The sequence below is a fragment of the Streptomyces sp. NPDC056144 genome, from assembly GCF_042264145.1.
Lineage (GTDB): Bacteria > Actinomycetota > Actinomycetes > Streptomycetales > Streptomycetaceae > Streptomyces.
Genome location: NZ_JBHJVF010000007.1, coordinates 225,759 through 240,299 on the forward strand (window position 1 = coordinate 225,759; position 14,541 = coordinate 240,299).

12 protein-coding genes are annotated in these 14,541 nt (G+C 71.8%); 5 read left to right on the forward strand and 7 right to left on the reverse strand.

Annotated elements, in window-relative coordinates; all coding sequences use genetic code 11:
• Positions 1-198: 198 nt before the first annotated feature.
• The 4 genes from ACFC0Z_RS22735 to ACFC0Z_RS22750 all read right to left on the reverse strand — a co-directional run bounded on the left by ACFC0Z_RS22735 (position 199) and on the right by ACFC0Z_RS22750 (position 4,980).
• Positions 199-1,848: an alkaline phosphatase D family protein gene (locus ACFC0Z_RS22735; protein ID WP_376440845.1), complete on the reverse strand. Its 1,650-nt coding sequence runs from the start codon at positions 1,846-1,848 to the stop codon at positions 199-201.
• Between the two features lie 186 nt (positions 1,849-2,034).
• Positions 2,035-2,850 (reverse strand): thioredoxin domain-containing protein, encoded by an 816-nt coding sequence (locus ACFC0Z_RS22740; protein WP_376440847.1) that lies wholly within the window; start codon positions 2,848-2,850, stop codon positions 2,035-2,037.
• 53 nt (positions 2,851-2,903) lie between these two features.
• The gene (locus ACFC0Z_RS22745; protein ID WP_376441303.1) at positions 2,904-3,587 is read right to left on the reverse strand and encodes a hypothetical protein; all 684 of its coding nucleotides are present in this window, start codon (positions 3,585-3,587) and stop codon (positions 2,904-2,906) included.
• A gap of 67 nt (positions 3,588-3,654) precedes the next feature.
• Complete coding sequence (locus tag ACFC0Z_RS22750) at positions 3,655-4,980, reverse strand: DUF2252 domain-containing protein (RefSeq protein ID WP_376440850.1); 1,326 nt, start codon at positions 4,978-4,980, stop codon at positions 3,655-3,657.
• Positions 4,981-5,158: 178 nt separating this feature from the next.
• Between ACFC0Z_RS22750 and dnaE the strand changes: the two genes are divergently transcribed.
• Positions 5,159-8,698, forward strand: coding sequence for a DNA polymerase III subunit alpha (dnaE, locus tag ACFC0Z_RS22755; RefSeq protein WP_376440852.1), 3,540 nt, complete (start codon positions 5,159-5,161; stop codon positions 8,696-8,698).
• Between the two features lie 104 nt (positions 8,699-8,802).
• On the opposite strand, the gene ACFC0Z_RS22760 is transcribed toward dnaE, so the two are convergent.
• A complete protein-coding gene (locus tag ACFC0Z_RS22760) occupies positions 8,803-8,973 on the reverse strand; it encodes a hypothetical protein (protein WP_360801868.1) in 171 nt (56 codons plus the stop codon).
• 215 nt (positions 8,974-9,188) lie between these two features.
• On the opposite strand from ACFC0Z_RS22760, the gene ACFC0Z_RS22765 reads away from it, so the two are divergent.
• From ACFC0Z_RS22765 to ACFC0Z_RS22780, 4 genes are all read left to right on the forward strand, one after another.
• Positions 9,189-10,634, forward strand: coding sequence for an NYN domain-containing protein (locus tag ACFC0Z_RS22765; RefSeq protein ID WP_376440855.1), 1,446 nt, complete (start codon positions 9,189-9,191; stop codon positions 10,632-10,634).
• Positions 10,635-10,654: 20 nt separating this feature from the next.
• Complete coding sequence (locus ACFC0Z_RS22770; protein WP_376441306.1) at positions 10,655-11,626, forward strand: ABC transporter ATP-binding protein; 972 nt, start codon at positions 10,655-10,657, stop codon at positions 11,624-11,626.
• A 91-nt stretch (positions 11,627-11,717) separates the two neighbouring features.
• Positions 11,718-12,536: an ABC transporter permease gene (locus tag ACFC0Z_RS22775; protein ID WP_376440858.1), complete on the forward strand. Its 819-nt coding sequence runs from the start codon at positions 11,718-11,720 to the stop codon at positions 12,534-12,536.
• 34 nt (positions 12,537-12,570) lie between these two features.
• Entirely contained in the window at positions 12,571-13,239 is a 669-nt protein-coding gene (locus ACFC0Z_RS22780; protein ID WP_376440860.1) for a DUF2567 domain-containing protein, read from the forward strand.
• Between the two features lie 15 nt (positions 13,240-13,254).
• Here ACFC0Z_RS22780 and ybaK read toward each other — a convergent pair whose 3' ends face one another.
• Together ybaK and ACFC0Z_RS22790 are read right to left on the reverse strand one after the other, a co-directional pair.
• A complete protein-coding gene (gene ybaK, locus ACFC0Z_RS22785; protein WP_376440863.1) occupies positions 13,255-13,755 on the reverse strand; it encodes a Cys-tRNA(Pro) deacylase in 501 nt (166 codons plus the stop codon).
• Between the two features lie 38 nt (positions 13,756-13,793).
• The gene (locus ACFC0Z_RS22790) at positions 13,794-14,531 is read right to left on the reverse strand and encodes an LON peptidase substrate-binding domain-containing protein (RefSeq protein WP_376440865.1); all 738 of its coding nucleotides are present in this window, start codon (positions 14,529-14,531) and stop codon (positions 13,794-13,796) included.
• Positions 14,532-14,541: the final 10 nt, after the last annotated feature.

The following is a 14,541-nucleotide window of genomic DNA, read 5'->3' on the forward strand; positions in this document are numbered from 1 at the left end:
TCGATCGGGAGGAAATTCTTGCGTGAATCCCGGAGTTTGAGACCCGGACGTAACGAATGAGGCGCCTGGGGCTGGTGATGTGTCCGGGTTTGTTCTCCGGACCCACCACCAGCCGTAGCGATGTCATCTGCCGTTAACGTGATCGATCATGGCCGAAAATCGTCGCTGAGGAGTCGTCAAGAAGTCGACAGGGGAACATCAGCGCACTGGCTGGTACACGCGCTCGACGCGCTGCGTTCCGTTCAGGGTCCGGTAGGAGCGCGCCCAGGCCGAGCTCGCGGCCGGGTCCGTCTTGTCGGAGACCGTGTAGTAGTCCATCTGCGAACGCTCGGCGGTCACGTCGAGGACTCCGTACCCGTGGTGGTCCATGTCCACCCACTTCACGTGCCGATTGGCGGCCTTGACGGCCCCCGAGGCCACCAGGGACAGCGTGCCCGGGGCCACGTGCAGCATGTCGTCGAGGTTGTCCGAGGTCACCGAGGTGACCACGAACTCGGTGGCCGCCGAGGCGGAGAGCGGATACGTCGCCGCCTTCACCGGTACGTCGTTGGCCCAGGCCATGTGGATGTCGCCGGTCAGGAAGACGGTGTTCCTGATGCCCCGCGAAGTCAGGTGCGCCAGGAGCTCCTTGCGGTCGTCGGTGTACCCGTCCCACTGGTCCACGTTGACCGCGAGGCCCTCCTTGGGCAGGCCCATGAGCTCGGCGAGCGGCTCCAGGAGGTGGGCGGGGAGGGAGCCGAAGGCGACCGGCGAGATCATCACCGAGGTGCCGACCAGCTGCCAGGCCGCGTCCGAGCCCGCGAGCCCGGCCTTCAGCCAGTCCAGCTGGGCGCGGCCGGTGATCGAGCGCTCCGGGTCGTCGACCGTGCCGCTGCCCGTCTTCGCGGGCGCGGAGCGGAAGGAGCGCAGGTCGAGCAGGTGGAGATCGGCCAGCCTGCCGAAGCGCAGCCGGCGGAAGACCGTGCCCTCGGTGGACGCGCGGACCGGCATCCACTCGAAGTACGCCTGCTTGGCGGCGGCGACCCGGGCCGCCCACTCGCCCTCGGCGCCGGGGGTGTGGTTCTCGGCCCCGCCGGTCCAGGCGTCGTTGGCGAACTCGTGGTCGTCCCATATCGCGACGAACGGGTGGGCCGCGTGCAGCGCCTGGAGGTCGGGGTCCGTCTTGTACGTGGCGTGCCGGAGGCGGTAGTCGGCCAGCGAGACGATCTCGTGGGCCGGCTGGTGCCGCCGGACGCCGTACTTCGCCTCGGGGTAGACCCCGGAGGCGTACTCGTACACGTAGTCGCCGAGGTGCAGGATCGCGTCCAGGTCGGCGCGGGCGGCGAGGTGGCGGTACGCGGAGAAGTGGCCGGCCTCCCAGTTGGCGCAGGAGACCACGCCGAAGCGGATGTTGGCGGCGGTGGTGTCGGCGGCCGGGGCGGTGCGGGTGCGGGCGGCCGGGGAGACGGCGCCGTCGGCGGTGAACCGGAACCAGTAGGCGGTGCCGGGGCGCAGACCCCGGACGTCCGCCTTCACGGTGTGGTCGGACGCGACGGTCGCGAGGGTCGAGCCGGTGGCGACGACCCGGGCGAAGGAGCGGTCCTCGGCCAGTTCCCAGTCGACCCGGGTGTCCGGGCCGAGCCCCGAGCCGGGCAGGGCCTCGGGGGTGGGGGTGACGCGCGTCCAGAGGAGGACGCCGTCGGGCAGCGGGTCGCCGGAGGCGACGCCGTGGAGGAAGACGGGTGCCGTGGAGTCCGCGCGGGCGGGGGAGGCGGCGCCGAGCAGGGCGGGCGCGGCGACGGCGGTGACGGCGGCGGCCTTGACGACCGTACGGCGCGTGGGGGCGGAGGTGAGGGGCTGTTGTGTCACGGGCAGTCAGATTACTGACGGGTAGTCCCGTTGGGCAGGCGAAAACCGGAAGTTCGTCGACTTGTCAGATAAATGTCGCCCGGCCCCGGACCTGGAGGTCCGGGGCCGGGCGACGGTGCGGGCGCGGGGCGCGGGGCGCGGGGCGCGGGGCGCGGGGTGTGGGGTGAGGGAGGCGGGGCGCGGGCGTCAGGCCTTGAGGGCCTTGTCGATCGCCGTCGTGAACTGCGCGGCCGTCATCGGGATGCCGTCGCCGCCCTCGACCGTGACCTTCTCGCCGTCCATCTTCAGCGTCGGGGTGCCGGTCACCCCGCTCGCGTCGAAGACCTTGGACATCTTCATCGCCCAGGCGTCGAACGTGCCGTTCTCCACGTTCTTCTTGAACTCCGCGTTGCTCTTGAGCGCCGGGACCGACTCCGCCGCGTCCAGGAGGTAGGAGTCCTTGGCGAACTTGTCCTGGGTCTCCTCCGGGTGGATGTCGGCCGAGTAGAGCGCGGCCTTGTACTGGAGGAAGGCCTCGGGGCTCACGTTCAGGGCCGCGCCGAGCGCCGAGAGCGCGTTCTTCGAGCCCTCTCCCGTGAGGTTGTCGTCGAGGAAGGTGGCGCCGACGTACTTCAGCTTGTACTTGCCGGACTCGACGTCCTTCTCGATCGTCGAGCCGACGCCCTGCTCGAAGGTCGCGCAGATGGGGCAGCGCGCGTCCTCGTAGATCTCCAGGGTCTTCTTCGCGGACGGCTTGCCGATCACGACCGTGGTGCCGTCGGTGCCCGTGGTGTTCTTCGGGGCGGTCACGTTCTTCGCGTCCGCCGCCGTCTCCCACTGGGTGGGCTTGTTCGACTGGACGACCGCGTAGCCGATGCCGCCGGCGGCGGCCAGGACGGCCACGGCCGAGACGCCGACGACGAGCTGCCGGCGGGCGCGCTCCTTCTTCGCCTGGCGCTCGCGCTCCTCGCGCAGTCGTTCGCGGGCGGCGGCCTTGTTGTTCTTGCTGTTGCGTGCGCTCATGATCGTGGACTCCGTGAAGGGGGAAAGACGGGGGGACTGCCCGGAGCTCGGGCTCAGGCTGCGAGGGCGAAGCCCTGCGCGGGCGGTCCCCGCCGCCCCACGGAGTGCACGAGAAGGCGCGTACGGGAGATCCGGGGCCGGACCACGGCCCGTCCGGCGCCGGCGGGCGCCGTCCCGACGCCCCGGAAGAAGGCCGCCACGAGCAGCAGCGGCCGGAACGCGAAGGCCTCCACCGCGCCGAGCAGCCGGGCGAGCGCCCGCTCCCCGCCGCGCAGCCAGCACGCGGCCCCGAACCCGACGCCGACGTGCGCCAGGAGCAGCAGCCACGGGACCGACGGATCGGGGGAGTCGAGCAGCGCGGTCACCCGCGCGCTCGCCGGGTCGGCCACCCCCGGCAGGGGCGTACCGATCGCGCCACCGCAGAGGACGTCCACGCCCATCGCGCGCAGCGACCCGGCGACCGGGCCGCCGGCGGCGCCGTAACAGACCGCCTGACCGCTGGTGAAGAGCGTGTCGGCGGCCAGCTCCAGCGGGACGAGGAGCCCGGCGATCGGGCCGAGGCCCCGCTCGCGCCCGGCCAGCAGGTACGCGACGGCGAAGACACCGGCCGCGACCGGGACGACCGTCCCGACCGGCAGGGGCGCCCCGGACAGCAGGACGTGGGACGCGACGGACAGCGTCACGACCAGGGCCGTGAAGAACGCCGCCCGCAGCACCCTCAGCTGCGTCCCCGCCATCTCTTCCATCGTCGTGGAGTGTGCCACGAAAGGGCGTAAGCGGCCCTTAAAGGAAACCTGTGGACAATCAGAGTCCCGGGATCCGGCCGTTGCGGAACAGGTCCACGAAGATCTGGTGGTCGGCCCGCGCCCGGTGGCCGTACGCGTGCGCGAAGTCCACCAGGAGGCCGGCGAAGCCGTCCTCGTCGGCCGCGATCGCCGCGTCGATGGCCCGCTCGGTGGAGAACTCCACGAGCGACTGCCCGCTCGACTCGTCCGCCGCCGCGTGCATCGTCGCCGTCGCCCGGCCCAGGTCCGCCACGGTCGCCGCGATCTCGTCGAGGTCGTCGATGTCCGACCAGTCCAGGTCCACCGCGTACGGCGAGACCTCGGCCACCAGCTGCCCGGAGCCGTCCAGCTCCGTCCAGCCGAGCCACGGGTCCGCGTGGGCCTGCAGCGCCCGCTGGGAGATCACGGTGCGGTGGCCCTCGTGGCGGAAGTACTCCCGGACCGCCGGGTCCGTGACGTGGCGGGAGACCGCCGGGGTCTGCGCCTGCTTGAGGTAGATCACGACGTCGTTCTCCAGGGCGTCGCTGTGGCCCTCGAGCAGGATGTTGTACGAGGGGAGGCCGGCAGAGCCGATGCCGATCCCGCGCCGCCCGACGACGTCCTTGACCCGGTACGAGTCGGGGCGGACGAGGCTGGACTCCGGCAGGGTCTCCAGGTAGCCGTCGAAGGCCGCCAGGACCTTGTAGCGGGTGGCCGCGTCCAGCTCGATCGTGCCGCCGCCGGCCGTGAAGCGGCGCTCGTGGTCGCGGATCTCCGTCATCGAGTCGAGCAGCCCGAAGCGGGTCTGCGCGCGGGCGGCGCGCAGCGCGTCGAGGAGCGGGCCCTCGGTGGTCTCCAGGGTGAAGGCGGGCACCTCGTCGCCCTTGGCGCCGGTCGCGAGGGCGTGGATCCGCTCGCGGTAGGAGGCGGCGTAGATCCGGACGAGCGAGGTGATCTGCTCGTCGGAGAGAGCCTTCGTGTAGCCGATCAGGGCGAGGGAGGCGGCGAAGCGCTTCAGGTCCCAGGTGAAGGGCCCCACGTAGGCCTCGTCGAAGTCGTTGACGTTGAAGATCAGACGCCCGTTGGACGCCATGTACGTGCCGAAGTTCTCGGCGTGGAGGTCGCCGTGGATCCAGACCCGGCCGGTCCGCTCGTCCAGGTACGGGCCGCCGCGCACCTCGCGCTCCAGGTCCGCGTAGAAGAGGCAGGCCGTGCCCCGGTAGAAGGCGAAGGCGGAGCCGGCCATCTTCCGGAACTTGACGCGGAAGGCCGCGGGGTCGGCGGCGAGGAGCTCGCCGAAGGCCGTGTCGAAGACGGCGAGGATGTGCTCACCGCGCTCGGCGACGGTGGGCTGCGGGACCGACATTCGAGTGCCTCCTGAGGGGCGGACGTGCTGAGAGACCGTTCGTGACATATAGGGACAGGTGTTCCCCGCCTGTCAACGCGCGACCCCCTCCCCGAGTGCCCCTCGATTGTCACTCGTGCGACGTAGACTTCCACGGTCCCCCCAGCCACCCCTGTGACCGCTACGGAGACCTTCCGCCGTGACCAAGCCGCCCTTCACGCACCTCCACGTCCACACCCAGTACTCGCTGCTGGACGGTGCCGCGCGGCTCAAGGACATGTTCAACGCGTGCAACGAGATGGGCATGACCCATATCGCGATGTCCGACCACGGCAACCTGCACGGGGCCTATGACTTCTTCCACACGGCGAAGAAGGCGGGTGTGACGCCGATCATCGGCATCGAGGCGTACGTCGCCCCCGAGTCCCGGCGGAACAAGCGGAAGATCCAGTGGGGCCAGCCGCACCAGAAGCGGGACGACGTCTCCGGTTCCGGTGGCTACACCCACAAGACGATCTGGGCGGCGAACAACACCGGACTCCACAACCTCTTCCGCCTCTCCTCCGACGCCTACGCCGAGGGCTGGCTGCAGAAGTGGCCCCGGATGGACAAGGAGACGATCTCGAAGTGGTCGGAGGGGCTCATCGCCTCCACCGGCTGCCCCTCCGGCGAGCTCCAGACCCGGCTGCGCCTCGGCCAGTTCGACGAGGCCCTCAAGGCCGCCTCCGAGTACCAGGACATCTTCGGCAAGGACCGCTACTTCCTGGAGCTGATGGACCACGGCATCGAGATCGAGCGCCGGGTCCGCGACGGGCTCCTGGAGATCGGCAAGAAGCTCGGCATCCCGCCGCTGGTGACGAACGACTCGCACTACACGTACGCGCACGAGGCCGGCGCCCACGACGCCCTGCTCTGCATCCAGACCGGCAAGAACCTCTCCGACCCGGACCGCTTCCGCTTCGACGGCACCGGCTACTACCTGAAGAGCACCGACGAGATGTACGCGGTGGACTCCTCGGACGCCTGGCAGGAGGGCTGCCGCAACACGCTGCTCGTCGCCGAGCAGATCGACACCACCGGCATGTTCGAGCCGCGCGACCTCATGCCGAAGTTCGACATCCCCGAGGGGTACACCGACACGACCTGGTTCCGCGAGGAGACCATGCGGGGCATGCACCGCCGGTTCCCGAACGGCATCCCCGAGGACCGCCTCAAGCAGGTCGAGTACGAGATGGACACGATCATCTCGATGGGCTTCCCCGGCTACTTCCTCGTCGTCGCCGACTTCATCATGTGGGCGAAGGCACAGGGCATCGCCGTGGGCCCCGGCCGAGGCTCCGCGGCCGGCTCGATCGTCGCGTACGCCATGGGCATCACCGACCTCGACCCCATCCCGCACGGTCTGATCTTCGAGCGCTTCCTCAACCCCGAGCGCATCTCCATGCCCGACGTCGACATCGACTTCGACGAACGCCGGCGCGTCGAGGTCATCCGGTACGTGACGGAGAAGTACGGCTCCGACAAGGTCGCCATGATCGGCACCTACGGCAAGATCAAGGCGAAGAACGCCATCAAGGACTCCGCGCGCGTCCTCGGCTACCCGTACGCCATGGGCGACCGCCTCACCAAGGCCATGCCCGCCGACGTCCTCGGCAAGGGCATCGACCTCAACGGCATCACCGACCCCTCCCACCCCCGCTACGGCGAGGCGGGCGAGATCCGGGCGATGTACGAGAACGAGCCGGACGTGAAGAAGGTCATCGACACCGCCCGCGGCGTCGAGGGCCTGGTCCGCCAGATGGGCGTGCACGCCGCCGGCGTCATCATGTCCAGCGAGCCGATCGTCGACCACGCCCCCATCTGGGTGCGCCACACCGACGGCGTGACCATCACGCAGTGGGACTACCCCCAGTGCGAGTCGCTCGGCCTGATCAAGATGGACTTCCTGGGCCTCAGGAACCTCACGATCATGGACGACGCCGTCAAGATGGTGAAGGCCAACAAGGGCATCGACCTCGACCTCCTCGCCCTCCCGCTGGACGACCCGAAGACCTTCGAACTGCTCCAGCGCGGTGACACCCTCGGTGTCTTCCAGTTCGACGGCGGCCCCATGCGCTCGCTGCTCCGGCTGATGAAGCCCGACAACTTCGAAGACATCTCCGCCGTGTCCGCGCTCTACCGCCCGGGCCCGATGGGCATGAACTCGCACACGAACTACGCCCTGCGCAAGAACAAGCAGCAGGAGATCACCCCGATCCACCCCGAGCTGGAGAAGCCGCTCGAAGAGGTGCTCGCGGTCACCTACGGCCTGATCGTCTACCAGGAGCAGGTGCAGAAGGCCGCCCAGATCATCGCCGGGTACTCGCTCGGCGAGGCCGACATCCTCCGCCGCGTCATGGGCAAGAAGAAGCCCGACGAGCTGGCGAAGAACTTCACGATCTTCCAGGCCGGTGCCCGGAAGAACAACTTCAGCGACGAGGCCATCCAGGCCCTCTGGGACGTCCTGGTCCCCTTCGCCGGCTACGCCTTCAACAAGGCGCACTCCGCCGCGTACGGCCTGGTCTCCTACTGGACCGCCTACCTCAAGGCCAACTACCCGGCCGAGTACATGGCCGGTCTGCTGACCTCGGTCAAGGACGACAAGGACAAGTCCGCGGTCTACCTCAACGAGTGCCGCCGCATGGGCATCAAGGTCCTCCCGCCGAACGTGAACGAGTCGGAGTCGAACTTCGCCGCCCAGGGCGACGACGTGATCCTCTTCGGCCTCTCCGCCGTCCGCAACGTCGGCACCAACGTCGTCGAGTCGATCATCAAGTCGCGCAAGGCGAAGGGGAAGTACTCCTCCTTCCCGGACTTCCTCGACAAGGTCGAGGCCGTCGTCTGCAACAAGCGGACCATCGAGTCGCTGATCAAGGCCGGCGCCTTCGACGAGATGGGCCACACCCGCAAGGGCCTGGTCGCCCATCACGAACCCATGATCGACAACGTGGTGGCGGTCAAGCGCAAGGAGGCCGAGGGACAGTTCGACCTCTTCGGCGGGATGGGTGACGAGTCGAGCGACGAGCCGGGCTTCGGCCTCGACGTCGAGTTCTCCGACGTCGAGTGGGAGAAGTCCTACCTGCTCGCCCAGGAGCGCGAGATGCTCGGCCTGTACGTCTCCGACCACCCGCTCTTCGGCATCGAGCACGTCCTGTCCGACAAGACGGACGCGGCGATCTCCCAGCTCACCGGCGGCGAGCACGGGGACGGCGCGGTCGTCACCATCGGCGGCATCATCTCGGGCCTCCAGCGCAAGATGACCAAGCAGGGCAACGCCTGGGCCATCGCCACCGTCGAGGACCTCGCCGGCTCCATCGAGTGCATGTTCTTCCCCGCCACCTACCAGCTGGTCTCCACCCAGCTGGTCGAGGACACGGTCGTCTTCGTGAAGGGCCGCCTCGACAAGCGCGAGGACGTGCCCCGGCTCGTCGCCATGGAGCTGATGGTCCCGGACCTGTCGAACGCGGGGACGAACGCGCCGGTGATCCTCACCATCCCGACGGTGAAGGTGACCCCGCCGATGGTCAGCAGGCTCGGCGAGATCCTCAAGCACCACAAGGGCAACACCGAGGTGCGGATCAAGCTCCAGGGCCCCCGGACCACGACCGTCCTCCGGCTCGACCGGCACCGGGTCACGGCCGACCCGGCGCTCTTCGGCGACCTGAAGGTGCTGCTCGGCCCGTCCTGCCTGGCCGGCTGACGGCCACCGGGGATTCCGTGCGCGCAAGGGGCGCGCCCGTCGTCACGGGCGCGCCCCTTTGCCGTGGGCGGGCCAGGGCCTGTCCGGCCCCGCGCCGCCGGCCGTCAGTTGTGGCCGAAGCGCTTCTGACGGCCCTTCCGCGCCATGTCACCCGGAGTGACCTGGGTGGCGCGCTGCTCGGCCTGCGACTCGAACGCGGACTGCTGGGCCTGCTGGGCGCCGCGCTCGGCCGGGGACTGCTTCTGACTGCGGTTCTGGTTGCGGTTCTTGGCCATGGGGATGCCTCCTCGGAGGGACCTAGGGGTCAGGGCCGCTGTCAGACTCACATACCGGACGAAGCGTCGCATTTTGGATCATTACGGACCGTACGCGTCGGGCGGACGTGATACTCGCCACGCCGATGATCCAGTTCCGGACGTCAAGCACCTGTCTCTCGGGCAGACTCGAAGGAAACCCGAAGCACCCTTGCGCACCCGAGGCCCGAAAGAGGGTGGAACACGTGGACCGCTGCGTCGTCCTGGTGGACGCCGGCTACCTGCTGGGCGCCGCCGCCAGTCTCCTCGCCGGGGAACCGGCCCGCTCCCGGATCGCCGTCGACCACGCCGCGCTCATCCAGCAGCTGCGCGAACGCGCCGAGATCGAGACCGGGCTGCCGCTGCTGCGGATCTACTGGTTCGACGGGGCACCCGACCGGGTGCCCCAGCCCGAGCACCGGCGGCTCCGCGTGATGCCCCGGGTCACCGTCCGGCTCGGCGCCCTGACCAGGAGCGACGGGCGCTGGGCGCAGAAGGGCGTCGACGCGGCCATGCACACCGAGCTGACCGAGCTCGCCCGGAACCGGGCCTGTTCCGACATCGTGCTCGTCACCGGCGACGGCGACCTCCTGCCCGGCCTCATGTCCGCCAAGGAGCACGGCGTCGCCGTCCACCTGTGGGCCGTGCAGGCCGCCGACGGCGACTACAACCAGTCCGAGGACCTCGTGGCCGAGGCCGACGAGCGGCGCGTCCTCGACCGGACCTGGATCACCCGGGCCGTCCGCGCCCGCGACCTCACCGGCCTCTGTACGCCCCCGCCCGCCCCGCGCCCCGAGATCGCCGCCATCCTCTCCGCGCCGCTGCCCGAGGCCGCCCTCGCCGCCTCCGCCGAACGGGCCGCCGAGGCCGCGGCCGCCGCCGTACGGAACGGGGGAGCGGACCCCTCGGAGGCGCCGGTCCTCGGCGTACACCCCGGAGCCCTGGTCAACGGCCGGCTGAACGGCCAGGCCAACGGACGCCCGGACGGCCGGCTCAACGGCCACGTGAACGGCGTCGGCGCACACGCCGACGGCCACCCGGACGGCCACGCCGACGGCCACCCGAACGGCCACCCGGACGGCGGCGCCCACGAGGAACCCGCTCCCGCCGCCAAGGGCGTCCCCACCCCCAAGGACCTCGCCGCGGGACTCCGCGGCCCCGGCGCCCCCGCCGGACCGCTCGCCCCCGTCCCGCAGGGCGCGAGCGCACTGCGCTGGTCCTCCGACCGGGGCTGGGTCGACCGCCCCGCCACCGCGCTCGGCGAACCGCCCGAGACCGCCTCCCTGCCCACCCTCGCCCTGCTCACCTCCGCCGAGCAGCGCTGGGCCGACCGCGAGGAGGACATCACCACCGTCGGCGGCGACCCCTTCGAGGTCGGCCAGGTCTTCGCCCGCCGCTGGATGGAACGCCTCCCCGAACAGAGCCACGTCCAGAAGCTCTCCACCCTCTACCCGCGCATCCCGCACCGCATCGACGGGGAACTCCTCCGGTACGCGGCACGGTTCGGCCTCCTCGCCCACAAGGACGACCAGATCGACGAGCACGACCGGTACGCGATCCGGGCCGGGTTCTGGCGCGAGATCGACGTCCGGGCCGCCGCCGAACACGCCCCCGCGCCCGGGCCCGGACCGGCGACCCCGTAGGCTCTTCCCCCGTGAGTACGGTGTGCGTGGTGCGGGACCTGGTCAAGACGTACCCCGCCACGCGGGGCAGGCGCGGCGCGCCCGCGACGCCCGAGGTGCGCGCCACCGACGGGATCAGCCTCGACGTGCGCGGCGGCGAGATCTTCGGGCTGCTCGGACCCAACGGGGCCGGCAAGTCCACGCTCGTGCGCCAGCTCACCGGCCTCCTGCGCCCCGACTCCGGCACCGTCGAGCTCCTCGGCCACGACCTCGTGCGCCACCCCGAGCGGGCGGCGCGGCTCCTCGCCTACCTCGGCCAGGAGTCCACCGCCCTCGACGAGCTCACCGTCTCCCTCGCCGCCGAGACCACCGGCCGGCTGCGCGGCCTCGGCGCCCGGGAGGCGCGTGCCGCGCGCGACGCCGTCCTGGCGGAGCTCGGCCTCACCCCGATCGCCGACCGGCCCCTCAAGAAGCTCTCCGGCGGACAGCGCCGCCTCGCCTGCCTCGCCGCCGCGCTCGTCGGCGAGCGGCCCTTCCTCGTCCTCGACGAGCCCACCACCGGCATGGACCCGGTCGCCCGCCGGGCCGTCTGGGCCGCCGTCGACCGGCGGCGCGCCGAGCACGGCACCACCGTCCTGCTCGTCACCCACAACGTCATCGAGGCCGAGACCGTCCTCGACCGCGTCGCCGTCATCGACCGCGGCCGGGTCATCGCCTGCGACACCCCCGCCGGACTCAAGGAACGCGTCGCCGGAGAGGTCCGCGTCGAGCTCGTCTGGCGCGAGGCCGCCCCCGTCCACCTGCCCGAGGTCGGCGCCCTGCGCGGACAGGCCCAGGAGACCGGACGGCGCTGGACGCTCCGGCTCGCCCCCGACGAGGCCCGGGCCGCCGTCGCCACCGTCACCGGCGGCGCCGCCTTCGCCGCGCTCGACGACTTCACCCTCGCCACGCCCAGCCTGGAGGACGTCTACCTCGCGCTCGGCGGGGCGACCGAGGGACTGGTGAAGGCGTGACCCCGCCGCGCCCGACCGGCACACCCTCTCCCGTACGAGCACCCCACGTGGCCCCCCACCTGCCGCACGTGACCTTCAGGAGCTGTCCGCAGTGAGCACCCTGCCCGCCGAGGTCCTGCCGACCGGCGCGCTCCCCGCCGCCTCCCCGGTCGAGGCCTCGCCCCTCGCCCCCCGCGCCCGGCTGCTGCCCTCCCTCGCCGCCGTCTACCGCGCACAGCTCTCGCGCGCCCGCGTGGCCCGCATCCCGCTGCTCTTCGTCGCCACCTTCCAGTCCGTCGGGATCATGGTCCTGATGCGCGGGGTCGTCGACGGGGGCTCCGAGGCGCGGGCCGTCGTCGCCGGGTCGACCGTCCTCGTCGTCGCCTTCGTCGCGCTCAACCTGCTCGCCCAGTACTTCGGGCAGCTGCGGGCCAGTGGCGGCCTCGACCACTACGCCACCCTGCCCGTGCCGCCCGCCGCCGTCGTGCTCGGCGCCGCCGGCGCGTACGCCTCCTTCACCGTCCCCGGGACCGTCGTCACCGCGGTCTTCGGCTCCGTCCTCTTCGGCCTCCCGCTCGGCCAGCTGTGGATCCTCGGCGCCGTCGTCCCGCTCGCCGGGGCCGCGCTGGCCGGACTCGGCGCCGCCCTCGGCCTCCTCGCTCCCCGCCAGGAACTGGCCACCCTCCTCGGCCAGCTCGGCATGTCGGCGGCGCTGCTCCTCGGCGTCCTCCCCGCCGAGCGGCTCCCCGCGCCCATCGACTGGGCACGGGACCTGCTGCCCTCGACGTACGGCGTCGAGGCCCTGGCCCGTACCTTCGAGCCCCGCCCCGACTGGGCGGCCGTCGGCCTCGACCTCGCCGTCTGCGCGGCGGTCGGCGTGATCTCCCTGGCCGCCGCCACCTGGGCCTACCGCCGGGCCGCCGTCCGCTGAGGCGGTTCATAGGGACACCTGGCACGATGGCGGGGTGACCGCACCCCTGACTCCGCCTCACCAGCCGCAGCCGCACGACCCCGCCTGGCCGCCGCCCCCGCCCGGAACGGACCCCGTCGGGGACCCGATCACCTCGGCCGAGGTCGTGCAGGGCATCGTCGTGACCCTGGTCTCCGCGGTCACGGGCGTGCTGCTCGGCGGACTGTGGCTGTGGCTGGCGCCGCGCGTCCAGCTGATCTCGGACGGCAAGGGCGTCTACCTCCGCGACTCCGAGGGCGAGTCGGCGATCGGCGCGGACGGTACGTTCGTCCTCCTCGCCCTGGCCTTCGGCGCCGTCGCCGCGCTCGTCGTCTTCCTGGCGCGCCGCAAGGGCGGGGTCCCGCTGGTGCTCGGCCTGGCCCTCGGCGGCGTCCTCGGCTCGCTGCTCGCCTGGGGCGTCGGCACCTGGTTCGGCCCCACGAATGACGTCGTCGCGCACGCGAAGGCCGTCGGCCCCCAGGTCGTCTTCGAGGCGCCCCTCGAACTGAACATGGCGGCCGCCGCGATGCTGGCCTGGCCGCTCGCCGCGATGATCGTCCACCTGACGCTCACGGCCCTCTTCGGCCCCCGCGACCCGGAGCCCGAGCACTGGGGCCCCCGGCCGCAGCCCGCGCCGCAGCCCCAGCAGGCGGCACCGACGGGGGCCTCGCAGAAGACCCTCTGAGGGTCCCGGGACGCCTCAGCCCCGGCCGATCGGCGCGACCACCGCGGAGGTGAGCGCCGCCAGGTCGGCGGGGGAGAGCTCGACCTCGAGGCCACGGCGGCCGGCCGAGACGCAGATCGTCGCGTGGCCCGAGGCCGAGGAGTCGAGGACCGTACGCAGCCGCTTGCGCTGGCCGAGCGGCGAGATGCCGCCCCGCACGTACCCCGTGGTCCGCTCCGCCGCCGCCGGGTCCGCCATCGCCGCGCGCTTCCCGCCGACCGCCGAGGCCAGCGCCTTCAGGTCCAGCTGGCCCGCGACCGGGACCACCGCGACCGTCAGCTCCCCGTCGACGTCCGCGACGAGCGTCTTGAAGACCCGGTCGGGGGAGACGCCCAGCGCCTCCGCCGCCTCCTCGCCGTACGAGGGGGAGGCGGGGTCGTGCTCGTACGCGTGCACGGTGTACGGGGTCCCGGCCGCGGTCAGCGCGACGGTCGCGGGGGTGCCCCCGGCGTTCTTCTTCTGCTGCTTCTTCGCCACGCGCTCTTCGCTCTCCGTGTCGCCGTGCCCGGGGGCTCTCAGTTGGGGTGCGTCGGACCCTGCGTCAGGTCCGTCAGCGGCAGCGAGGGCAGATGGCGGAGGACCGCCGTCTCCGCCCGCAGCAGCGCCAGCTCCTCGCGGAGCCGGGTCGCCGTGTCGGGCGCCTGGAGCAGCCGCTGCTTCGTCGGGATGTCGAGCACCGTCGCCGCCGCGACGAGGTACGACACCACCGACGGGTCGTCCGGCAGCTCGCTCGTCGTCAGCGACCGCTCCCGGGCCCCGGCCAGCCGCTTCTGGTAGTTCCTGAAGGCCCGCAGCACGCCCTCGGCGAGGGTGCCCGCGTCGTCGCCGGGCTCCTCCGGGACCTCCTCGACCTCGGCGACCAGGAACGGGCCGCTCGCGTCGACGGAGAGGAGCTTCACCCGGGTCGTCCCGGTCGTCATCACCTCGAAGGTGCCGTCGGCGCGCTCCCGGATGCTCGCCGCGTCGGCGATGCAGCCCATCCGGTGGAAGGCCTGGAGGAGGTCGGTGCCGAAGCCGGCGGCCGGGCCCTTCTCCGGCAGCGCCGTCTGGTCCGGCATGCCGGACGCGGTCGGCGCCACCTCACGGCCGTCGCGGATCGCGACGACGGCGAAGCGGCGCGGTTCCGCCTCGTCGATCGTGAGCAGCTCGCGCATCATGGCGCGATAACGCTCCTCGAAGACGTTCAGAGGCAGCACGAGGCCCGGAAAAAGCACCGCGTTGAGCGGGAACAGAGGCAGGCGAGCGGTGGTCACAGCGGCCAAG